Origin of the sequence: Methylobacterium cerastii, from assembly GCF_022179125.1 — a bacterium.
Lineage (GTDB): Bacteria > Pseudomonadota > Alphaproteobacteria > Rhizobiales > Beijerinckiaceae > Methylobacterium > Methylobacterium cerastii.
Genome location: NZ_BPQG01000016.1, coordinates 34,436 through 57,103 on the forward strand (window position 1 = coordinate 34,436; position 22,668 = coordinate 57,103).

18 protein-coding genes and 1 pseudogene are annotated in these 22,668 nt (G+C 68.7%); 12 read left to right on the forward strand and 7 right to left on the reverse strand.

All coding sequences use genetic code 11. The features are described 5' to 3' along the window. Window positions 1-28 precede the first annotated feature (28 nt). The 4 genes from MFF13_RS06585 to MFF13_RS06600 form a co-directional block, all read right to left on the reverse strand. On the reverse strand, window positions 29-1,303 hold the full coding sequence (locus tag MFF13_RS06585; RefSeq protein ID WP_147763366.1) for an NAD(P)/FAD-dependent oxidoreductase: 1,275 nt from the start codon (window positions 1,301-1,303) through the stop codon (window positions 29-31). Window positions 1,304-1,676: 373 nt separating this feature from the next. Beyond that, window positions 1,677-1,889 (reverse strand): hypothetical protein, encoded by a 213-nt coding sequence (locus MFF13_RS06590; RefSeq protein ID WP_147815088.1) that lies wholly within the window; start codon window positions 1,887-1,889, stop codon window positions 1,677-1,679. Window positions 1,890-1,959: 70 nt separating this feature from the next. Beyond that, on the reverse strand, window positions 1,960-2,976 hold the full coding sequence (locus tag MFF13_RS06595) for a CmpA/NrtA family ABC transporter substrate-binding protein (protein WP_147763365.1): 1,017 nt from the start codon (window positions 2,974-2,976) through the stop codon (window positions 1,960-1,962). Between the two features lie 34 nt (window positions 2,977-3,010). Further along, window positions 3,011-3,598: an ANTAR domain-containing response regulator gene (locus tag MFF13_RS06600; RefSeq protein WP_147751501.1), complete on the reverse strand. Its 588-nt coding sequence runs from the start codon at window positions 3,596-3,598 to the stop codon at window positions 3,011-3,013. Between the two features lie 300 nt (window positions 3,599-3,898). On the opposite strand from MFF13_RS06600, the gene MFF13_RS06605 reads away from it, so the two are divergent. From MFF13_RS06605 to pgl, 6 genes are all read left to right on the forward strand, one after another. Beyond that, window positions 3,899-4,465, forward strand: coding sequence for a hypothetical protein (locus MFF13_RS06605; protein WP_147763364.1), 567 nt, complete (start codon window positions 3,899-3,901; stop codon window positions 4,463-4,465). Between the two features lie 177 nt (window positions 4,466-4,642). Further along, window positions 4,643-6,520, forward strand: coding sequence for a glycoside hydrolase family 15 protein (locus MFF13_RS06610; RefSeq protein ID WP_147829423.1), 1,878 nt, complete (start codon window positions 4,643-4,645; stop codon window positions 6,518-6,520). A gap of 22 nt (window positions 6,521-6,542) precedes the next feature. Continuing rightward, window positions 6,543-8,636, forward strand: coding sequence for a transketolase (gene tkt, locus MFF13_RS06615; RefSeq protein ID WP_147763362.1), 2,094 nt, complete (start codon window positions 6,543-6,545; stop codon window positions 8,634-8,636). Window positions 8,637-8,810: 174 nt separating this feature from the next. Then, window positions 8,811-11,660, forward strand: coding sequence for a bifunctional transaldolase/phosoglucose isomerase (locus MFF13_RS06620; protein WP_147829425.1), 2,850 nt, complete (start codon window positions 8,811-8,813; stop codon window positions 11,658-11,660). A gap of 102 nt (window positions 11,661-11,762) precedes the next feature. Next, on the forward strand, window positions 11,763-12,743 hold the full coding sequence (gene gnd / locus MFF13_RS06625; RefSeq protein WP_147763360.1) for a phosphogluconate dehydrogenase (NAD(+)-dependent, decarboxylating): 981 nt from the start codon (window positions 11,763-11,765) through the stop codon (window positions 12,741-12,743). Then, window positions 12,743-13,471: a 6-phosphogluconolactonase gene (gene pgl / locus MFF13_RS06630; protein WP_147763386.1), complete on the forward strand. Its 729-nt coding sequence runs from the start codon at window positions 12,743-12,745 to the stop codon at window positions 13,469-13,471. The genes gnd and pgl overlap by 1 nt, the downstream gene beginning before the upstream one ends. 162 nt (window positions 13,472-13,633) lie before the next feature. Here the strand turns inward: pgl and MFF13_RS06635 are convergent, their stop codons facing one another. Then, window positions 13,634-13,849 (reverse strand): hypothetical protein, encoded by a 216-nt coding sequence (locus MFF13_RS06635; protein ID WP_147751495.1) that lies wholly within the window; start codon window positions 13,847-13,849, stop codon window positions 13,634-13,636. A gap of 398 nt (window positions 13,850-14,247) precedes the next feature. On the opposite strand from MFF13_RS06635, the gene MFF13_RS06640 reads away from it, so the two are divergent. The 6 genes from MFF13_RS06640 (at window position 14,248) to MFF13_RS06665 (ending at window position 20,859) form a co-directional block, all read left to right on the forward strand. Then, the gene (locus tag MFF13_RS06640) at window positions 14,248-15,129 is read left to right on the forward strand and encodes a putative selenate ABC transporter substrate-binding protein (protein ID WP_147763359.1); all 882 of its coding nucleotides are present in this window, start codon (window positions 14,248-14,250) and stop codon (window positions 15,127-15,129) included. A gap of 8 nt (window positions 15,130-15,137) precedes the next feature. Further along, window positions 15,138-15,806, forward strand: a complete 669-nt coding sequence (locus MFF13_RS06645) for an ATP-binding cassette domain-containing protein (RefSeq protein WP_147751493.1) — start codon at window positions 15,138-15,140, stop codon at window positions 15,804-15,806. Further along, on the forward strand, window positions 15,803-17,347 hold the full coding sequence (locus MFF13_RS06650; protein WP_238271536.1) for a PhnE/PtxC family ABC transporter permease: 1,545 nt from the start codon (window positions 15,803-15,805) through the stop codon (window positions 17,345-17,347). The genes MFF13_RS06645 and MFF13_RS06650 overlap by 4 nt, the downstream gene beginning before the upstream one ends. A gap of 16 nt (window positions 17,348-17,363) precedes the next feature. Then, window positions 17,364-18,332, forward strand: a complete 969-nt coding sequence (locus MFF13_RS06655) for a D-2-hydroxyacid dehydrogenase family protein (protein WP_147765329.1) — start codon at window positions 17,364-17,366, stop codon at window positions 18,330-18,332. 188 nt (window positions 18,333-18,520) lie between these two features. After that, on the forward strand, window positions 18,521-18,730 hold the full coding sequence (locus MFF13_RS06660) for a hypothetical protein (protein ID WP_238271538.1): 210 nt from the start codon (window positions 18,521-18,523) through the stop codon (window positions 18,728-18,730). A 515-nt stretch (window positions 18,731-19,245) separates the two neighbouring features. After that, entirely contained in the window at window positions 19,246-20,859 is a 1,614-nt protein-coding gene (locus MFF13_RS06665) for an anti-phage dCTP deaminase (RefSeq protein ID WP_238271548.1), read from the forward strand. Here MFF13_RS06665 and MFF13_RS06670 read toward each other — a convergent pair. Next, a pseudogene (locus tag MFF13_RS06670) lies at window positions 20,813-21,118 on the reverse strand (transposase); the annotation flags it as partial. The gene MFF13_RS06665 and the pseudogene MFF13_RS06670 overlap by 47 nt on opposite strands. Window positions 21,119-21,383: 265 nt before the next feature. Then, window positions 21,384-22,622 carry an ABC transporter substrate-binding protein gene (locus MFF13_RS06675; RefSeq protein WP_238271550.1) on the reverse strand — a complete coding sequence of 413 codons (1,239 nt, stop codon included), beginning with the start codon at window positions 22,620-22,622 and terminating at the stop codon, window positions 21,384-21,386. Window positions 22,623-22,668: the final 46 nt, after the last annotated feature.

The window sequence follows — 22,668 nt, forward strand, 5'->3', positions numbered from 1 at the left end:
GCCTCCTTCACGCGGCCAAGATCCTTGCTCACGCGGCCAAGGTCTCGGCGAGGGGGTCGGCCGCCGTCGCGGGGCGCCCGAACATCAGGTCGTCGATCTGGTCTCCCACCGGTTCGCCGGTGCGGATCAGTGTCTTGCATCGGGCCTGCTCGCCGATGTCGCCGACGAAGACCGCGCCGATCAGGCGGTCGCGCTCGATCAGGAGCTTGCGGTAGAGGCCGGCGCCCGGATCGCTCATCACGATCGCCTCGGCGGTCTCGGGCGTGTCGACGACGCCTGCGGAGAACACCGGCAGCCCCGAGACCTTGAGGCTCGTGGACAGCGCCGTGCCGGAATACCGCGCCTCCTGCCCGGAAAGGTGGCGGCTCAGGGTCTCGGCGTGCTCGTAGGCGGGCTCGACGAGGCCGTAGACCATGCCGCGGTGCTCGGCGCATTCGCCGAGCGCGAAGATCCGCGGGTCCGAGGTGGTCATCCGGTCGTCGACCTTGATGCCGCGGCCGGTCTCGAGCCCTGCGCCCTGCGCCAGGGCGAGGTTCGGGCGCACGCCGACCGACATGACGACGAGGTCGGCCGGCAGCACCGTGCCGTCGGCGAGGATCAGGCGCTCGACCCGGCCGTCGCCCTCGACGCGGTCGGTGTCGGCCTTGAGCAGCACCTTGACGCCCCGCGCCTCCATCGCCCGACGGACGAGGGTGGCGGCGGAATGATCGAGCTGACGCTCCATCAGCCGGTCCATGACGTGGAGCAGGGTGGTGTTGACGCCGAGCCGCGCCAGCCCGACCGCGGCCTCCAATCCGAGCAGGCCGCCGCCGATGACGATGGCCTTGGCGTGCTCGACCGCCGCCTTCCGGATCGCCGACACGTCCGCGAGGTCGCGGAAGGTGATGATGCCGGGCAGGTCCATCCCGGGCTTGGGCAGGCGGATCGGCACGGAGCCCACCGCCAGCACCAGCTTGTCGAAGGGCAGCACGTGGGTCTCGCCGACGACGACCAGCGCGTTCTCGCGGTCGACTTGCGTCGCGGGGGCGCCGGTGATCAGGCGGATGCCGTGGCTCTCGTACCAGTCGAGCCCGCGGAAGGCGCAAGCCGCCTCGTCCACTTCGCCGCCGAGCAGGGAGGACAGCAGCACACGGTTGTAGGCGGCCACCGGCTCGGCGCCGACGACGGTGACGTCGTAGCGGCCGGGCGACCCTTCGGTCAGCCGTTCGAGGAAGCGCAACGAGGCCATGCCGTTGCCGACCACGACGAGCCTCTCGCGCGGAATCTCCGCCGCTGGAACCTGATCCGTCTGCGCTGTGAGCATCAGTGGAAGGGTCTCGTCCTCGAAAAACTGCGCGGGCACGTCCGCCACGAAAAAAGCCGCCGCCGATCGACCTCGGGCGAGCGTATCCGCCCGCGAGGAGACATCGGTTCAGCGGCCTCGCTGACGGTGTTGCCCGTCGTCGTTGACGGGGCAGGCGATCTCAGCAGGTTCCGTGCCAATTCGTGAGGATACGGTTCGCCCGCTGTCGCCGGGAACGCGAACGGCACCTTCGCGGGCCTTTCGATCACACGCGTGCGCTGCACAAAGATCAGGCTATTGAGCGCTGATCAGGCAGGCATGTGCGAACGCGACGGCTCCGGCTTAGGGGGGCGGTCGCGATGCGCTTCGGCGGGGTCGAGGCCCGCTGCGGAGGCTAGATGAGGGTCGAGAGAGCGGCCATCAGGCCGACGACGGGAACCGCGCCGATCAGCAGGACCCAGCGCCACGGATGCGCGGCCTTCGCGCGCCGGTTGTCGTTCATCGCCCGCGGCGCGCGTCCACGGTGCCGAACGTAGGCCGAAAGATCGACGCGTCCGCGCGAGGCGGGACTGGACGAGGCGGTGTCGAGCTTGCGGCAACCTGGCATGGCAGAACCATAACTGCGTCGCGGCGCCCGCGTTCCGTTGCGATCGTCGTGCCGGTGCGGTCCGGAGGGCTCAGGCCGGGGACAGCCCGGCCGCTGCGTAGAGGTCCGGCCGGTAGACGGCTTCCGCGGCCGGCAGGAGGTCCTCGGCCGGCATCTGCCCGGCGGCTCGCATCTGCGACAGGATCCAGCCGACATGGGCGGCGCGCGGCTCCTGCGCCGCCGCGTCGAGGCGCAGGTAATCGGGCGCTTCGCGCTCCCGGCCCGGCCCGTCGAGGACGATCGTCCCCTCGAAGGTGCGGGCGATCAGATGGGGGTCGAGGTTCAGGTAGGGCCGCCGCGCGAGGCGGTGGGCGAGCTCGGTGCGATTGGCCGGGTCGGCGCACCAGCGCCCGGCGTGGGCGACGGCCCGCACCAGGGGCGGGATCGCGCCCTCGAGCCGCGGCGCGACGGCGAGCACCTTCTCGGGCGCGTCCGGGGCCACCTCGCAGCCCAGCGCGGCGATGCGCCCGAGTCCGGCCGCGACCGCCACCGCGTTCCAGGGCGCGCCGGCGCAGAAGCCGTCGACGATCCCGCGCGATAGGGCTTCGACGCTGTGCTGGGGCGGCACCGCCACCAGGCGGACGGCGGCCGGGTCTAGTCCGCCGGCCTCGCAGAACAGCCGGAGCTGGTAGGTGTGCGAGGAGAACGGATGGACCGTGCCCAGCGTCAGCGGCCGGCCGGCTTCCCTGCGCGCGCCCGCCATCCGGGCGAAGGCGCCGGCGACGTCGGCGAGGCGCTCGCTCTCCGGCGCCATCGTGGCCCAGAGGGGGTTGGATAGGGTGATCGCGTTGCCGTTCAGGCTGAGCGACAGCGGCACGATCAGGTCGGAGGGCGGCCCCGACAGGGCGAGCGCGCTCGCCAACGCCAGCGGCGCCAGGATGTGCGCGGCGTCGAGGTATCCGAGCGCCAGCCGGTCGCGCAGCGTCGCCCAGGACGGCTCGGCGGTCAGCTCCAGGTCGAGCCCCTCGGCGCGGGCGAAGCCCATCTCGTGGGCGGCGATCACGGGGGCTGCGTCGCAGAGGGGCACGTAGCCCAGATGAAGTCTCATCTGCGAAGCCTCCTCGGCGAAGTCACTGGCGCCCTCATCCGAGCAGGTCGGCCGCGGTGACGATCGCCCGCGCGATGTCGGCGATCTTCCGCTTCTCGTTCATCGCCTTCTTGCGCAGCTGCTTGTAGGCCTCGTCCTCGGACAGGCCCTTCATGCTCATGAGGATGCCCTTGGCGCGCTCGATCAGCTTGCGGTCGGCGAGTTCGCCGCGCGCCTCCGAGAGCTCCCGCTGCAGGCGCGAGAACGCGTTGAAGCGCAGGATCGCAATGTCGAGGATCGGCTTGATCCGCTCGGGGCGCAGGCCGTCCACGACGTAGGCCGAGATTCCTGCGTCGACCGCCGCCTGCATCATCGTGGCGTCCGAGCGGTCCACGAACATCGCCACCGGCCGCTCGACGTGGCGCGCGACGCCGGACATCTGCTCCAGGATGTCCCGGCTCGGGCTTTCCAGGTGGATCACCACCACGTCGGGGGCGAGCGCGGCGACGCGCTCCATCAGGTCGGCGGTGTCGGCCATCACCACGACGCGACCGATCCCGGCGGCGCGCAGGCCCTCCTCCAGGATCGCGGCACGCGCCCGGCTCGGATCGATCACGGCGACGGTGAGGCTGGTGTCTGACATCTAGGCCCGGTGCTGGGCGACAAATCGGATCGCGGCGACGCATGCCGCCGGCTGCCCCGCAAGGCAAGCGTCGTGCCCCGGATCGCCAGGGCGATCGCTTGAAAGCGCCGGCTCTTTTTTCTTCGGTCTCGATCAACGGCGCCTGCCTCCACGGGTTTGGGCTTTCGCTCCGCGGGGCGCCCTTCGCGCCCTGCCGGATCGCTCCGGGCAACGGAGCGGAAAGGAAACGGTCTAGCTTCCGCCGCAAATCGGGATCACCCAGGCGGTCGTCGCGACGGTCGAGGAGGTTCGAAGCATCGGATGTCGAAGCCAGACCCCTTCGCGACCCTGGACGGCGGCGGTTCCGGCCGGCTTTCCCTCCCCTTCCTGCCGACCCTGGCTACGGCGCTCGTGATCGGGGCAGCCTCGCTCCTGTGCCGCGAGCCGGCCCAGGCACCGGCCGTCCCGGCGCCCTCCGCCTCCGTCGCGCCCCACGCCTTCCATGCGGCGGCCCCGGCCGAGGCCGCCCTGCCCCGGCCGCCGGCCGCGATCGCCTTCGCGCAGTTCCCGCCGAGCCTCGTCCTGCCGGAGATCCGCACCGCGTCGCATCCGGTCGCGCGGGTCGCGACGACGGCCGTGACGCCGCGCCGCGCCTGCTCCGGACCGCGCTGCGCCGAGGGGCCGCCGCGCCGGCCCGACCCGTTCTCCGAAATCGTCCGGCCCTCACCCGTCGAGGCCGAGGCGCAGGTGCGCGACGGCCTGCTGCCGGACCTCGCCCTGCCCTTCGCCCCGGCCGTGCGCGCGGTCGGGGACGCCGCCGCCTACCTGCGCACCGGCGCCTCCGCACTCGGCAGCCCGGTTTCGGTCCTGGTCGACCGTTTGGACTGAGGGCTTTCCGCCATGCTGCGCTGCGGCCGTCCGGCCGCGTGCGCACCGTGACGGGCGCCGTGATTAGCGTCTTGGGCGGCGTCCGTTTTCCCCGTCGCGCCCTGGACCGCATCGCTTTGCCGAACTAGGTGCAGTGCATCGGACGGCGCCCGTCGCCGGCCGCGACGGATCCGCTTCATGGCCGCACGCATCGAGGACTACGCGCTGATCGGCGACGGCCGCACCGCCGCGCTGATTAGCCGGCAGGGCAGCGTCGACTGGCTGTGCTGGCCGCGCTTCGACGCCTCCGCCCTGTTCGCCGCCCTCCTCGGCACCGAGGAGCACGGGTTCTGGCGCCTCGCGCCGCAGGCCGCCCACGTCGAGACCCGCTGGGCCTACCGCGAGGGCAGCCTCGTGCTGGAGACCCACCACAAGACCCGCGAGGGCGAGGTGCGTGTCGTCGACTACATGCCCGTCGGCGACGGGTCGCACCTGATCCGCCTGGTCGAGGGCCTGCACGGCCGCGTGGCGATGCGCATGGATCTCGCGATGCGCTTCGATTACGGCTCGGCGGTCCCCTGGGTCTCGCACAACGAGCTTGGCGACCTCCGCGCGATCTCGGGGCCGCACAAGGCGGTCCTGCGTACCAAGGCGCCTCTGCGTGGGCATGGGCAGACCACGGTCTCCGAGTTCACGGTGCATGCCGGCGAGGCGGTCGCCTTCACCTTGAGCTACGGCGCGAGCCACGAGGAAGACCCGGCGCCGATCGAGCCGCGCAAGGTGCTCGCCGCCACCGACCGGTTCTGGCGGGACTGGTCCGACCGCTGCGCCAGCGGCACGCCCTGGGACGCGATGCTGAAGCGCTCGCTGCTGACGCTGAAGGCGCTGATCTACATGCCGACGGGCGGGATCGTGGCCGCGCCGACGACGTCGCTGCCGGAGGACCTTGGCGGCGTGCGCAACTGGGACTACCGCTTCTGCTGGCTGCGCGACTCGACCTTCACTCTCCTCGCGCTGATGGATGGCGGCTTCCTCGACGAGGCCCGCGCCTGGCGCGACTGGCTGCAGCGCGCGGTGGCCGGCAACCCGGAGCAGGCGCACATCCTCTACGGCATCGCCGGCGAGCGGCTGCTGCCCGAGATCGAGCTCGACTGGCTGCCCGGCTACGAGGGCTCGAAGCCGGTCCGGGTCGGCAACGCCGCGGTCTCGCAGTTCCAGCTCGACGTCTACGGCGAATTGTTCGACGCGCTCTACCAGGCGCGGATGCGCGGCATGCCGACCGACAAGGACGGCTGGCGCGTGGGCCTCGCCATCATCGCCCACCTGGAGAAGGTCTGGAGCGAGCCGGACGAGGGCATCTGGGAGGTGCGCGGCGGGCGCAAGCACTTCGTCCACTCGAAGGTCATGGCCTGGGTCGCCTTCGATCGCGCGATCCGCAGCCATACGGGACAGGCCGACGCCCCCGACGCGCCGGTCGCGCGCTGGAAGGCGATCCGCGACCAGATCCACGCGGAGGTCTGCGAGAAGGGCTTCGATCCGGAGCTGAACAGCTTCGTGCAGTATTACGGCTCGAAGAAGCTCGACGCGAGCCTGCTGCTGATCGCCCATATGGGCTTTCTGCCCCAGGACGACCCGCGCGTGGTCGGCACCGTCGAGGCGATCGGCCGGGACCTGATGCGCGATGGCTTCATCCTGCGCTACGACACGCGGGGCCAGACCACGGACGGGCTGCCCGGCAACGAGGGCGCATTCCTGCCCTGCACCTTCTGGTACGCGGACAACCTGATCGGCCTCGGCCGCCGCGCGGAGGCCCGCGCCCTGATCGAGCGCCTGATCGGCATCTGCAACGACCTCGGCCTCGTCTCCGAGGAGTATGACGGGAAGGCCCGGCGGCTGGTCGGCAACTTCCCGCAGGCGTTCACGCATGTTGCGCTCGTGAACACCATCCTCAATTACAGCCGGGCCGAAGGGCCTGCGAAGGAGCGGGGCGGCGCGGACGATTCGGACGCGCCCGCCGGCCGCGATTTGCGCGTGCACCAACCGCACGCGGTCGCGAGCGGTCTCGCGCCGCAGTGACGACAACGGGAAAGACGACACCATGAGCGGAGCTGACACCGTGCCCAAGACGGCGCTTTCCGAGATCGACAAGCTCTCGATCGACACCATCCGCACGTTGGCGATCGATGCGGTGCAGAAGGCCAATTCGGGACACGCCGGCGCGCCGATGGCGCTGGCTCCGGTGGCCTACACCCTGTGGAACCGATACCTCCGCTACGACCCGGCGCATCCCCACTGGCCCAACCGCGACCGCTTCGTTCTGTCCTGCGGCCACGCCTCGATGCTGCTCTACGCGCTGCTGCACCTTGCAGGCGTGGCGGAAAAGGACGGCGGCAACGCGCCGGCCGTGACGCTCGAGGACATCAAGAAGTTTCGGCAGCTCGACAGCCGCACGCCGGGCCACCCGGAATACCACTTCACCACCGGCGTCGAGACCACCACAGGGCCCCTCGGCCAGGGCGTGGCGAACTCCGTCGGCATGGCGATGGGCGGCCGCTACCTCGGTGAGCACCTGAACCGGCCCGAGCTGCCGCTGTTCGACTACAACGTCTACGCGATCTGCTCGGACGGCGACCTGATGGAGGGCGTCGCCTCCGAGGCCGCCTCGATCGCCGGGCACCTGCGCCTGTCGAACCTGTGCTGGATCTACGACAACAACACCATCACCATCGAGGGCCACACCGAACTGGCCTTCGGCGAAGAGGTCGCGACCCGGTTCCTCGCCTACGGCTGGCAGGTGCTGCGCGTCGCCGACGCCAACGACGTGCATTCGATCTCGGGTGCGATCGAGACCTTCCTGCAGTCGAGCGACCGGCCGACGATCATCATCGTCAACTCGATCATCGGCTTCGGCGCGCCGAAGAAGCAGAACACGTCGAAGGCCCACTCGGACGCGCTCGGCGAGGACGAGGCCAAGGGCGCCAAGCGCGCCTACGGCTGGCCGGAGGACGCGCAGTTCCTGGTGCCCGACGGCGTGCAGCAGAACTTTTCCGACAACATCGGCAAGCGCGGCGCCGAGCTCTACGACCAGTGGCAGGGCTTCCTGACGGCCGCCAAGGACGCCGACCCCGAGCACGCCGAGACCCTCGACGCCTTCTTCGAGGGCCGCCTGCCCGAGGGCTGGGACCGGGACATCCCGGTGTTCGAGCCCGACGCCAAGGGGCTCGCGACCCGCGAATCCTCTGGAAAGGTGTTGAACGCCATCGCCCAGCACGTGCCGTTCATGCTCGGCGGCTCGGCGGATCTGGCGCCCTCGAACAAGTCGAACCTCACCTTCGAGGGGGCGGGCTCGCTCACCCCGTTCGAGCCGGGCGGCCGCAACATCCACTTCGGCGTGCGCGAGCACGCCATGGGCTCGATCGTGAACGGGCTCGGGCTCTCGGGCCTCAGGGCCTACGGCGCGACCTTCCTGGTCTTCGTCGACTACATGCGCCCGGCGGTGCGGCTGGCTTCTTTGATGGAGTTGCCGGTCTTCCACATCTTCACGCACGACTCCATCGGCGTCGGCGAAGACGGGCCGACCCACCAGCCGGTGGAGCAGCTCCTGAGCCTGCGCTGCATCCCCGGCCTCGTGACCCTGCGCCCCGCCGACGCCAACGAGGTCGCGGAAGCCTACCGCGTGATCTTCTCGCTGAAAGACCAGCCGGCGGTGCTCGCCCTCTCGCGCCAGCCGCTGCCGACCATCGACCGCACGACCTTCGCCAGCGCGTCGGGCGTCGCCAAGGGCGGCTACGTGCTCGCGGGCGGCGACGCGACGCCGGAGGTGATCCTGATCGGCTCCGGCTCCGAAGTGCAGCTCTGCCTCCAGGCCTACGAGAGCCTGAAGGCCGAGGGCGTGGCGGCGCGCGTCGTCTCGATGCCGTCCTGGGACCTGTTCGAGCGCCAGGACGAGGCCTATCGCGAGAGCGTGCTGCCGCCGGCCGTGCTGGCCCGCGTCGCCGTCGAGCAGGGCTCGGTGATCGGCTGGGACCGCTATGCGGGCTCGGCCGGCACGATCATCGGGATGCACACCTTCGGCTCCTCGGCGCCGATCAAGGACCTGCAGGCCAAGTTCGGGTTCACGCCGGAGAAGGTGCTGCTGGCGGCGCGAGACCAGATCGCCAAGCACAAGAACGATCACAACGCCAAGCACTGAGACAAGCACTGAGACAGGCACGCGTACAAGCACGCGTACAAGCACGAGTCCTGGGCATCGCGACCCAGGCCTGCGCTCCACGCCGGAGCCAAGGCCTGGGTCCGCGGGTTGATCTCCCGAGCGGGGGGTCGACGACACGACGAACCGAGACCGACGACTTTGCGAGGCATCGACATGAACGCGCTCAAGGCCCTGCACGCCGAACAGGATCAGGCGGTCTGGCTCGACTTCGTCGCCCGCGGCTTCGTCGCCAAGGGCGAGCTCAAGGCGCTGGTCGAGAACGACGGCCTGCGCGGCGTGACCTCCAACCCCTCGATCTTCGAGAAGGCCATCGGCCATTCCGACGAGTACGATGCCAGCCTCAAGAGCGTGATGGAGCAGGGCGACAGCCGCGTCATCGACCTCTACGAGGGCTTGGCCATCGCCGACATCCAGGCGGCGGCCGACGTGCTGCGCCCGGTCTACGAGGCGTCCGACGGCGCAGACGGCTACGTCAGCCTCGAGGTCTCGCCCTACCTCGCCCTGCAGACCGAGGACACGCTGGAGGAGGCTCGCAGGCTCCACAAGGCCGTGGCGCGCGACAACCTGATGGTGAAGGTGCCCGCGACCCCGGAGGGCATCCCGGCGATCCGCCAGCTCACGGCGGAAGGCATCTCGATCAACGTCACCCTGCTGTTCTCGCAGGGCGAGTACGAGAAGGTCGCCCGCGCCTTCGTCGACGGCCTCGCGGAGCGCGCGAGGAACGGCGGCGACGTCTCGCGGATCGCGAGCGTGGCGAGCTTCTTCATCAGCCGCATCGACGTGCTGGCCGACAAGCTGCTCGACGAGAAGGCCGCGGCGGAAGCCGACCCCGAGCGGAAGGCCGCCCTCGAAGCCCTCAAGGGCAAGGTCGCGATCGCCAACGCCAAGCTCGCCTACCAGCGCTACAAGGCGGTGTTCGCGGACAGCAAGTGGACGGCGCTGGCCGAGAAGGGCGCCAAGGCGCAGCGGCTGCTCTGGGCCTCCACGGGCACCAAGAACAAGGCCTACCGCGACGTGCTCTACGTCGAGGAGCTGATCGGCCCGAACACCGTCAACACCATGCCGCCGGCCACGATGGACGCGTTCCGCGACCATGGCGCGGTGCGCAACGCGATCGAGGAGGACGTGGCCGGGGCGGAAGCCGTGATGGCGCGCCTGGCTGAGGCCGGCATCGACATCGACGCGATGGCCAAGCAGCTGGTCGAGGAGGGCGTGCAGCTCTTCGTCGACGCCGCCGACAAGCTGCTCGGCGCGGTCGCCGGCAAGCGCGTGGCGCTGCTCGGCCATCGCCTGAACGTCCAGAGCCTGAAGCTCGGCGACGCGCTGGCCGCCGAGACCGGCAAGGCGGTCGAAGCCTGGCGCGCGAGCGGTGCGATCCGCCGCCTGTGGGCGCACGACACCACGGTCTGGTCGGGCGCCGACGAGGATCGGTGGCTCGGCTGGCTCCGCATCGTCGAGGACGAGCTGGAGAAGGCGCAGGATTACGCCGCGCTCTCGGCCTGGGTTCAGGGGCAGGGCTTCGCCGACGTCGTCGTGCTCGGCATGGGCGGGTCGAGCCTCGGCCCCGAAGTGCTCGGCCTGACCTACGGCAACCGCGACGGCTTCCCGAAGCTCTCGATCCTCGATTCCACCAATCCCGACGAGGTCCGCGCGCTCGAGGCCACCCTCGACCTGCCGCGCACGCTGTTCGTCGTCGCCTCGAAGTCCGGCTCGACCTTGGAGCCGAACGTGTTTCGCGACTACTTCCTGGCGCGGATGAAGGCGGTCGTCGGCGAGCGGGCGGGCGAGCACTTCCTCGCCGTCACCGATCCCGGCTCGGCGATGGAGAAGGCGGCCAAGGCCGACGGCTTCCGGCGGATCTTCTACGGCGTGCCGCAGATCGGCGGGCGCTACTCCGTGCTCTCGGCCTTCGGCCTGGTGCCGGCGGCCTGCGTCGGCATCGACGTGACGGACTTCCTGGAGCGGGCGCGGATCATGGTCCGCTCCTGCGGCCCGGCGGTGCCGCCGACCGAGAACCCCGGCGTGCTGCTGGGCGCCGCGATGGGCACCGCTGGTCTGGCGGGTCGCGACAAGGTGACGATCGTCGCCTCCCCGGGGATCGCCAGCTTCGGCGGTTGGGCCGAGCAGCTGATCGCGGAGTCGACCGGCAAGCAGGGCAAGGGCCTGATCCCGATCGACGGCGAGCCGGTCGACGTGCCGGCCGCCTACGGCCACGACCGCCTCTTCGTCTACCTGCGCCTCGACGGCCATGCCGACGAGCGCCAGGACGAGACCCTGCGCGGCCTGGAGCGCGAGGGCCATCCGGTGGTGCGCATCACCCTCGACACGGTGGAGCAGCTTCCGCAGGAGTTCTTCCGCTTCGAGATGGCGACCGCGGTGGCCGGCGCGCTGCTCGGCATCAACCCGTTCGACCAGCCCGACGTCGAGGCGAGCAAGATCGAGACGAAGAAGCTGTTCGAGGCCGCCGAGGCGAGCGGAGCGCTGCCGCCCGAGACGCCGGTGTTCGAGGACGAGACCATCGCCCTCTACGCCGACACGGCCAATTCCGGCGCGCTGCCGGAGGCGGCCGACGGGCTGGAGGCCGGGCTGAAGGCGCAGGTCGCCCGGCTCAAGGCCGGCGACTACCTGGCGCTCCTCGCCTACGTGCCGCGGAACGAGGCGAACCACGCCGTCCTGCAGCAGGCCCGCTTGGCGATCCGCGACGCGCGGCACGTGGCGACCTGCCTGGAATTCGGGCCGCGCTTCCTCCACTCGACGGGCCAGGCCTACAAGGGCGGCCCCGACACCGGCGTGTTCGTGCAGATCACCGCCGACCCCGCCGAGGACCTCGCGATCCCGGGGCGCAAGCTCGGCTTCGGCACCGTGGTCGCGGCGCAGGCGCGCGGCGACCTGTCGGTCCTCGCCGAGCGCGGACGCCGGGCGCTGCGGGTCCACATCAAGGGCGGCGACGTCCCGGCCGGCCTGAAGCGGATCGCCGCGGCCCTGACCGCCGCGGCGGGCTAAGCCTCACGACGGATCGCCGCGCCCGGGGCCCCTCGCGGGCGCAGCCGGGTGCGGCGGGCCGCCACCGACAGAGCCTCACAGAGCCTCAGAGGAGTGCCAAACATGCAGCTCGGGATGATCGGCCTCGGCCGGATGGGCGGCAACATCGTCCGGCGCCTCCTGCGCGACGGGCACACGGCGGTGGTCTTCGACCAGAACCCGGAGGCGGTGAAGGCGCTGGTCGAGGCCGGCGCGGTCGGCGCCGACAGCCTGGAGGACTTCGTCTCCAAGCTCGACGTCCCGCGGGCCGCCTGGGTGATGCTGCCGGCGGGCGCGATCACGGAAGCCACGGTGAAGGCGCTGTCCGGCCTGATGCAGGCCGACGACGTGATCATCGACGGCGGCAACTCGTTCTACGGCGACGACGTGCGCCGCGCGGGCGAGCTCAAGGACCGGAGCATCCACTACGTCGACGTCGGCACCTCCGGCGGCGTCTGGGGGCTGGAGCGCGGCTACTGCATGATGATCGGCGGCGACAAGGCGGCCGTCGATCGCCTCGACCCGGTCTTCGCGACGCTCGCGCCGGGGATCGGCGACATCCCGAAGACGCCGGGGCGCGACGGCCGCGACCCCCGCGCCGAGCAGGGCTACATCCATGCCGGCCCGAGCGGGGCAGGCCACTTCGTCAAGATGATCCACAACGGCATCGAATACGGCCTGATGCAGGCCTATGCCGAGGGCTTCGACATCCTCAAGCACGCCGACAGCGAGGCGCTGCCCCCCGAGCGCCGGTTCGACCTCAACCTCGGCGACATCGCCGAGGTCTGGCGCCGCGGCAGCGTGGTCTCGTCCTGGCTCCTCGACCTGACGGCGAGCGCGTTGGCCACCGACGAGAAGCTCGAGGACTATTCCGGCTACGTCGAGGATTCCGGCGAGGGCCGCTGGACGATCAACGCGGCGATCGAGGAATCCGTGCCGGCCACGGTGCTGTCGAACGCGCTCTACCGCCGCTTCCGCTCGCGCGAGGACGCGTCCTACGCCGACAAGATGCTGTCGGCGATGCGCAAGGGGTTCGGCGGCCACCAGGAGCCCAAAAAGTCATGATGGGCGCGCTGCCGCCCGACGCCGTGGTCCTTCCCGATGCCGACGCGGTGGCCCGCGAGGCTGCCGAGCGCCTGATCGCGGTCTGCGAGGCCTCGCGATCCGAGCGGATCGCGATCGCGCTGTCCGGCGGATCGACGCCCAAGCGCCTCTACGCCCTGCTCGCCGGGCCGGACCATGTCGGCCGCGTGCCCTGGGACCGGGTCCACTGGTTCTTCGGCGACGACCGTGCCGTGCCGTGGGACCATGCCGACAGCAACGTCCGCATGGTGCGCGAGGCCTTCGGCCACGGCACGGCTTTGTCGGCCGCGCACCTGCACTTCATCCCGACCGACCTCGGGCCGGAGGTGGCGGCCGAGGCCTACTCCCGCACGCTCCTCGCGTTCTATGGCGCCGACCGGCTCGACCCCGCCCGTCCGCTGTTCGACTGCGTCCTGCTCGGCCTCGGCGAGGACGGCCACACCGCCTCGCTGTTTCCCGGCAAGCCCGCCCTGTCCGTGACGGACGCCCTCGTGGCGCCCGTGCCGGAGGCCGGCCTGACGCCGTTCGTGCCGCGGGTGACGCTGACCTTCAAGGCGATCGCCTCCTCCGCCCTGATCCTGTTCCTGGTGGGCGGCGCGGGCAAGCGCGAGGCGCTCCGGCGGCTCGCCGCCGGCGAGGACCTGCCGGCGGGCCGGGTGACGAGCCGGGGGCGGATCGAATGGTTGCTCGATGAGGCGGCCGCCGCCTGATACGGCCTCCGCTCGATCGAAGCGGAGGCCGTATCAGGCAAGCCCGCGCGGCGCATCCCGCGCGGCGCATGAGCGAAGCCCACATCCGCCATCCCGAAGGGATCGACCGGATTTGGTATGACGCCGCCGGAGCCGTCATCGAATCCGGCGGCGGCGATCTGGTCAGCGATGGCGGCGGTGATGACGGTGACGGCGCATCATGTGCGGGCGCGCCATCATGCTGCCGCGGCGGGCCATCCGATGCTGGCCGGCGAAGGTGCTGTTGCCGGTCGCCGCGGCGTTGCGGGAGAGGCCGTCGCCGGGGGCCGCCTGGCTCGGCATGTTCGTGCCGGCGAGTAGGCCGATGGCCAGGGTCGCGCCGAGGAGGATCTTCTTCATGGTGGTTTTCCGTCCGTGATCGTTCGTTCGCCCTGCTCGAACGGCGTTCGGAGGGCCGGGTTCCCGTTGATCGTACCATCCTGCCGCCCGTGCCTGCCGCCCGTGTCTCCCGCCGCGGTCGAAGGCGTGGCCTTCGACCCTGCGGGGCCAGGCGTCGGGCCGGGCGGGTCGGCACGGCGGAGGACGACCGGTGCGGCGCCGCCACCGCATCCACGGCGTGACCGGCCCATGCTCTAACCGCCTGCGTGGCCGCTTTTTCTGCACGCGAGCCGGTATCCACCGCGCTCGAAAATGCTCTAGGGCAGGATACCGATGAGGGCAGGACACCGATGCGGGCCGGTCACCGATGCGGATGGCGGCCCAGGGCCGAGGCGGTCGACGGGGAGCGGGGACGAAGCATGCGCGACGGATTTCGGACGCTGATCCTGGCGGTGCTCGCCGCCCTGCCCGCGGCGGGGCCGGCCTCGGCGCAAGCCGCCAAGCCCGCCTTCGTGTTCACCGGCATCCCGGATCAGGACGAGAGCCGCCTGGTCGAGCGCTTCGGCAAGGTCGCGCGCTACCTCGAAGCCAAGCTCGGCGTGCCGGTGACGTACATCCCGGTGAAGAACTATCCGGCCGCCGTCACCGCCTTCACCAACGGGCAGGTGCAGCTCGCCTGGTTCGGCGGCTTCACCGGCGTGCAGGCGCGCAAGGCGGTGCCGGGCTCCCAGGCGATCGCGCAAGGCGCGGAGGACGCCGCCTTCAAGACCTACCTGATCGCCAACGTGAAGACCGGCCTCCAGCCGTCCAAGGACTTCCCGAAGGACATCGCCGGCAAGAGCTTCACCTTCGGCTCGCGCGCCTCGACCTCGGGCCGCCTGATGCCGGAATACTTCATCCGGCAGGCCTTTCCGGGCAAGACCCCCGAGCAGGTCTTCCCGACGGTGGGCTTCTCGGGCGACCACAGCCGGACGATCCAGCTCGTGCAGTCGGGCGCCTTCGCCGTCGGCGCGGTCGACTATTCGGTCTGGGACCTCGACGCCAAGGCCGGCAAGGTCGACCCCAAGGCCGTCACGGTGATCTGGGAGAGCCCGACCTTCCCCGACTACCAGTGGACGGTGCGCGGCGACGTGGACGCGATCTACGGCGACGGCTTCACCGCGAAGCTGAAGGCGGCGCTCGTCGGCATCGCCGATCCGGCGATCCTGGAGCCGTTCGGCCGCTCGAAATTCATCCCCGTCGACAACGCCGCCTACGCGCCGCTGATCGCGGTGGGGCAGTCCACCGGCCTGCTCGACTGACCGACACGATGGCAGACCCTGCGATCCGGCTCGTGGATGCGGGCGCCGCCTACGACGGGCGCCCGGTGCTCGCCGGCATCGACCTGACGATTTATCCGGGCGAGCGGGTCGCGCTGCTGGGGCGCTCGGGGGCGGGCAAGTCGACGCTGATCGGCCTGATCCAGGCGCAGAGCCCGGAGCGGGTCGCGCTGGTGCCGCAGGCGGCGGCCCTCGTGCGGACCCTGTCGGTGTTCCACAACGTCTACATGGGCCGCCTCGACCGCCGCTCGACCCTGCACAACCTGCGCACCCTGGTTCGCCCGGCCGCCGCCGACCTCGCCGAAGTCCGCGCGGTGCTGGCCCGGGTCGGCCTGGCCGAGAAGATCCGCGAGAAGGCGGGCGCGCTGTCGGGCGGGCAGCAGCAGCGGGTCTCGGTCGCCCGCGCGCTCTACAACGGCCGGCCGATCCTGGTCGGCGACGAGCCGGTCTCGGCGCTGGACCGGATGCAGGGCGCAGCCGTGCTCGCCGAGATGGCCCGCGGCCACGAGACCCTGGTGGTGGCCCTCCACGACGTGGCGCTCGCGCTCGCCCACACCGACCGGATCGTGGTGCTGGAGGCCGGCCGCATCGTCCTCGACGCGCCCGCCCGCAGCCTCGACGCGGCGGCGCTGAGCCCGTTCTACCAGGCGGCGGCGTGATCGGGCTTCAACGCCCTGGCTACGCCGCGACCAGCCTGTGGTTCGCGGGGGCCGCGCTCGCCGCCTTGTCCCTGGCCGACCTCCACGTCACCAGCCTGAACCCCTGGGCCGACCTCCAGCGGCTGCTCGCCGGCCTGTTGCGGCCCGACCTGCTCTCGGTGGAGGGCTGGAGCGTCGTCTACACGGTCGCCTTCGCGGTGCTCGGCGTGACGTTGGGCGCCGGCGCCGGCTTCCTGCTGGCGATTCCCTTTGCGCGGTTCCGCGCGGTCCGCCTCCTCTGCGCCGGCCTGCGCGCGGTGCACGAGCTGTTCTGGGCCCTGCTGCTGATGCAGGTGTTCGGGCTTTCGGCCACCACCGGGATCCTGGCCATCGCCCTGCCCTATGCCGGCATCTGCGCGAAGGTCTACTCGGAGATCATCGAGGAGGCCGACCTGTCGGCGCTCCGGGTGCTGCCCGCGGGCACCGGCGCCGTCTCGGCCTTCCTCTACGCCCGCCTGCCGGAGGTCGCGGGCGCGTTCCGGCACTACACCCTCTACCGCTTCGAATGCGCCATGCGCTCGACCCTGGTGCTCGGCTTCATCGGCCTGCCGACCATGGGGTTCTACCTCGAATCCGCCTTCCGCCAGGGGCGCTACGCCGAGGCCGGGGCGCTGCTGCTGGTGTTCTACGCGCTGATCGGCTCGCGCCGGCTCTGGGTGCGGGCGAACACGGTGCCGGTGCTGATCGCGGCGAGCGCGCTGGCGCTGCCGGCCACCGTCGGCACCACCAACGTCGGCGCCAGCCTCGTCCGCTTCCTCACCCACGACGTCGTCCCCGCGCCCTTGCGCAACGCGAGCCTCCTCGACCCCGCCACCCTGCCCCGGCTCTGGGCCTGGTTCTCGCCGATCCTGACCGGCCAGATCCTCCCCGGCGCGGTGCAGACGCTGGTGCTGGCGCAGATCGCGCTGGTCGCGACCGCGCTCGGCGCCCTCGTCCTGTTCCCGCTGGTGTCGCGGCGCTTTTCCGGCCGGTTCGGCGCGCCCGCGGGGCGGGTGCTCCTCGTGGTTTTGCGCTCGACGCCGGAATACATGCTCGCCTACGTCCTGCTGCAGACCCTCGGCCCCTCGATGCTGCCGGCGATCCTGGCGCTGACGATCCACAATGCCGGCATCGTCGGCTACCTGATGGGGCGCCACGCCGACGCCCTACCCTACCGCGCCGACGCGCCGACGGGCCTCAACCTCTACGCCTACGAGACCGTGCCGCGGCTCTACGGGCAGTTCCTCGCCTACCTGCTCTACCGCTGGGAGCTGATCCTTCGCGAGAGCGCGATCTTCGGCATCCTGGGCGTCGCGACGCTGGGCTTCCACGTCGACGCCGCGATCTCGGAATTGCGCCTCGACGTCGCCACGGTGCTGATCGCGGCCACCGCCGCGCTGACGATCGCCGTCGATGCCGGCTCGCGCGCCCTGCGCAAGGCCCTGCGCCTCGACACCCTGCCGACGCGCCTCGCCGACCCGGTGAAGGCGCCCGCCCCCGTCTTGCCCCCCGCCTTGCCCTAAAAATCGGACGCGACCCATGCTTGAGGCGACCCCGCTCACCTGCGCGATCCTCGACGACTACCAGGGCGTCGCCACCACCCTCGCGGACTGGTCCCCGCTCCGGGACCGCGTCGCGCTGCGCCCCTTCCGCGAGGGCTTCACGACCGAGGACGCGCTGGTCGCGGCCATCGCCGACTGCGAAATCGTGGTGATCATGCGCGAGCGCACGCCGTTCCCGGCCGCCCTGTTCGCGCGCCTGCCGAAGCTCAAGCTCCTGGTCACCTCCGGCATGCGCAACGCGAGCATCGACCTCGCCGCGGCCAAGGCCCACGGGGTCGTCGTCTGCGGCACGGCGAGCGGCTCCGCGCCGCCGGTGGAGCTGACCTGGGCGCTGATCCTCGCGCTTGCCCGCCGCGTCGTGCCGGAGGCGAACGCCCTGCGGGCCGGCGGCTGGCAGACGAGCGTGGGCGCCGACCTCGCCGGCCGCCGCCTCGGATTGCTGGGCTTGGGCAAGATCGGGACCCGCGTCGCCCGGATCGGCCAGGCCTTCGGCATGCTGGTCTCGGCCTGGAGCCCGAACCTCACGGAGGCGCGGGCGGCCGACGCCGGCGTGGCGCTCTCAGTCTCCAAGGCGGCGCTGATGGCCGAGAGCGACGTGGTCTCGCTCCACCTCGTGCTCGGCGACAGCACCCGCGGGCTGGTCGACGCCGCGGCGCTCGCGCTGATGCGGCCGCACGCCCTGCTGATCAACACCGCGCGGGCGGGCCTCGTCGACGGCCTGGCGCTGCAGGCCGCCCTCGCGGAAGGCCGGATCGGCGGGGCCGGCCTCGACGTGTTCGAGATCGAGCCCCTGCCGGCGGACTCGCCCTGGCGCAGCCTGCCGAACCTGCTGGCCCTGCCCCATCTCGGCTACGTGAGCGAAGCCAACTACCGCACCTACTTCACCGAGGCGGTGGCCGACATCCAAGGGTTCCTCGACGGCGCGCCGGTGCGGGTGATCGGCTAGGCCTCCGCGTCCTGCCCGGGATCGATGAAACGCACCACCCTCCAGCCAGGGCCCGTCATTCCGGGGCTGCGAAGCAGAGCCCGGACCCGGAGGGCCGCGCCGAATGCGTGCAATCCAGAACCACAGGTTGTGATCTAGCGCGTGCGGTCGGCGGCTGTGGATCCCGGGCTCGCCTGCGGCGCCCCGGGATGACCGATCCCGAACGCCGCCACCGCTTCCGTACTGAGTCCTATGACAAGACGATAACGGCGCTTCTCACGAAGCGGTCCAACCTGTTCGGGGAGGCGTCCAAGCTGCAAGACCGGATCGCTGAGATCAAGAACGACGTGTCGGCCTTGGACCAGGTTCTCGGCTCACTCGGCTACGAGGGCGATCTAGACGCCGCCATGCCCTGTTAGAAGCGCGAAGTTCTATTCGGGCGGGGCCGAACTCACCAAGGGCATCCTAGACACAATCAGAGAGGCCACAGGGTCGATGACGAGCCGGGAGGTCCGCAGTCCGTCCCATCACTTACCAGCCACGACGCCCGCAACAGCAAGCTCATAACAGAGCACACCCGCCTGGCGTCGAAGGCACTGCGCCATCTATCAAAAAACGGCGCAGTAAGATGCTCAAAGGATCAAAATGGGAATCTAGTCTGGGTGACTAAATCTGATCGTCCTGATCAGAAGCCTCTTCGAGCCTCTTAGCGGTGTCCGAATCACCGTAAAGTGATTCGAACGACTCACGTATTCCTACGCTCCACCGTTCAATATCAGCATCGACCTTCGCTAAGTCGGCCGACAGCCAGTTTTCGTCTAGCGCATTCACGGCGTTTCCCCTCGCTGCCCGCAATCGAGCTGGCGCCTGGACACTACCACTGATTAATGTACCTTTCACCAAGTTTGTTCCCATTGCGTTCGGTATCCTGCTCATGCTGCCTACTGCCCAAGCGCCCGAACTTGTCTTTGGCCTCTGTTCACCAATCGGAACAAAGAACAAGAAGTTCGTTGAGATACTGAAGGCAAATCTACTTAAATTTCATTACCAGTCACAGGACTTTAAAGTCACTGAGCTGATGAAGTCTGTTAAGATCAAAGACATGGTGTTAAAAGACACCCCGATCGAAGATCGTTATACAACTCACATAGAATGCGCAAATAAGTTTCGCGAAATCACAGGCCAAAACGGCGCTCTTGCGATGCTGTGTTGTTCGGCGATTAGCGCATATAGGCAGAAGAAAGGTAAAAATTACCTCGAAGGTCAAGCTTATATATTTGACCAGTTTAAAAGAGGTGAAGAGATAAAGATCCTACGACAAACTTACCAGAAAGCGTTTGTGCTGATTTCGTTGTATTCCGGAAAAGAAAATAGAATAAAATATCTTAGTCATTGTATTTCAGCAGACCATATCGAATCACGGCCCAGCGTAGATCATGAAGGCGATGCTAAAAAACTAGTTCGACGTGATGAGGACGAGCAAGGGCAGTCTCACGGACAGCGGTTAGCAGACGCGTTTGCCCTGGCGGACTTATTTATCAACCTCGACAATGAGCGTGAAGCTGAAGAAACTTTAAATCGATTTCTTCTTGCTTTTTTTGGATCAAATAAAATCAGTCCAAGCAAGGATGAATACGGAATATATATTGCTAAAAGTGCAGCCTTGCGATCTCTTGATTTATCCAGGCAAGTAGGGGCGGCCATTTTTTCAGCCAATGGGGAGGTGCAGACCCTAGGCTGCAATGAGGTTCCGAAAGCAAACGGCGGAACCTATTGGAGTTCTGACGCCGACGACGCTCGAGACTACACGCTTGAAGGCGATGAAAATGAGCGTATCAAGCGGGCTATACTTGCCGATACTGTCAGACGCCTTGCGTTGTCCGGTTTTATATCAGATCAATCTCAGGTGGACGAACTGGTTTCGAAAGTAATAGCGGAATCTAGCAAGAAAGATAGCCCACTAAAGGGTTCACAATTAATGGATCTATTGGAATTTGGTCGAATAATCCATGCTGAAATGTCTGCTATATCAGACGCCGCAAGGCTTGGAATACCAATTAAGGGGTCAATATTATATTGCACTACTTTTCCATGCCATATGTGCTCAAAACATATCGTAGCTGCGGGCATTGGTAGAGTGCTTTACATTGAGCCATACCCGAAAAGCTATGCGGAGCAACTGCAACAAGATTCGCTATATGTAGGAACGGGCGCTAACAAAACTCAAAAGGTTCAGTTTTCTCCTTTCATTGGTATCTCCCCTTTGCGCTTCCGAGACCTGTTTGAGAGGGGTAAGCGCAAAGACGACAAAGGATTTTTCAGCGACTGGATGGAAGGAAAGCCAAAGCCGCTTGTCGATTACACAATAGCAATTTACCTTAATAGTGAGGAAGAAAAAAGAAAACTTATAAAAGAAATATTGGCAGAATTGCTTAGGAAGGGAGAGATCCTGGAGTTTTCAGATCACGATGTAAGTCAGCAGGTTGAAGCCGCGCAGCAGCTTACCGTTGCCAGTAGCCCTTCCACTGACGCCACACCGGATGCGTGAGGGCGGCGATCGTCGCCTCAGGTACTGGACGCCGTTTCTGACGCGTCGGTGATCCTCGCGCCAAGCCATCTCACCAGCATAGGCACCGAGGTAAGCGCCGCTGACGCGGTGGTGAACGCCCATCTCGTCGCGGTCGAAGGCGGGCGAAGAACGACTCCGCCTGATTGGTGCAGGCGTCTCTCTCGGAATAGCTCTGGCTGCGATGGATGCGCTTCGTGAGGAAGCGGTCGTGAAGGCGATCCCAGCCGGCGGCCTCCTCATCGCGCATGGCATCTTGACGAAGCGCGCGGTCATCCAAGGCAAACCCGTCATTCCGGGGCACCGCAGGCGAGCCCAGAATCCAGACTCGCAGGTCGCACTTCAGCGAGCACGGTCGGCGGATCTGGATTGCACACCTTCGGCGCGGCCCTCCGGGTCCGGGCTCTGCTTCGCAGCCCCGGAATGACGGTGGAGAATTGTAAGGCGCCTTCGTGAGCCGTTCCGGCCTCATGCGAAGGAATCGTCAGTCCCGTTCGATCCGTCGCTCACCCCTTCACCAGCGGGCAGCCGCCCTCGTTCAGCGGGCGGAAGACGTCCTTGCCGGGGTTGACCGCCAGGATGTTGTAGAGGTCCCACTCGCCCTTGGATTGGGCGGGTGTCTTGACCTCGAACAGGTACATGTCGTGGATCTTGCGCCCGTCGGCGCGGATCGTGCCCTTGCCGAACAGCGGGTCGTCGGTCGGCATCTCCTTCATTTTTGCGACGACGGCCGCGCCGTCCTTCGCCGAATGGAGCGCGGCCACCGCCTTGAGGTAGTGCAGGAAGCCGCCGTAGACGCCGGCCTGGTAGGCGGTGGGCTTGCGGCCGCCGTCGCGCTTGGCGAAGCGCTCGGAGAAGGCGCGGGTCTGGTCGTCCAGGTCCCAGTAGAACGCCTCCGTCAGGGTCAGCCCCTGGGCGATCGTGGTCCCGAGCGCGTGGATGTCGGTCGAGGAGATCAGCAGGGCGGCCAGCGCCTGCCCGCTCTCGCGGATGCCGAACTCGTGCGCCTGCTTGATCGCGTTGGCGGCGTCGCCCCCGGCGTTGGCGAGCCCGATCACCTTGGCGCCCGACCCCTGCGCCTGGATCAGGAACGACGAGAAGTCGGCGGTCGGGAACGGCGTCTTCACGGTGCCGAGCACCGTGCCGCCGTTCTTGAGCACCACCGCGCGGGTGTCGCGCTCCAGCGCGAGGCCGAAGGCGTAGTCGGCGGCGAGGAAGAACCAGGTGTCGCCGCCGCGCTTCAGCATCGCCTTGCCGTTGCTGGTGGCGAGCGCCACCGTGTCGTAGGTCCAGTGCACGGTGTTGGGGGTGCATTGCGCACCGGTGAGGTCCGGCGTGCCGCCGCCGGAATTCACGAACACCTTGTTCTTCTCGCGGGTGATCGCGTTGACGGCGAGCGCCACCGAGGAGGTCGGCACGTCGAACACCGCGTCGACCTCGTCGCGGTCGTACCATTGCCGGGTCAGCGCCGCGCCGATGTCGGGCTTGTTCTGGTGGTCGGCGGAGACGATCTCGACCGAGAGCCCGTGCTCGGCCGGCTTGAAGTCCTCCAGGGCGAGAAGCGCGGCGATCACCGCGCCCTCGCCGGTGGAATCGGAATAGACGCCCGAGCGGTCGTTGAGCACGCCGATCTTGACGGGGGCGAGGTCGGCCTGGGCGAGATTCTGTGGGGCGGCCTTGTCCTGGGCGAGCGCGGCGTGCGCGCCGGTCAGGCACGCGGCCGCGATGACGAGGTGACGGATCATGGCGTCTCTCCCGGGGACGCCGTCGGCGGCGTTCATCGCCGCTCGA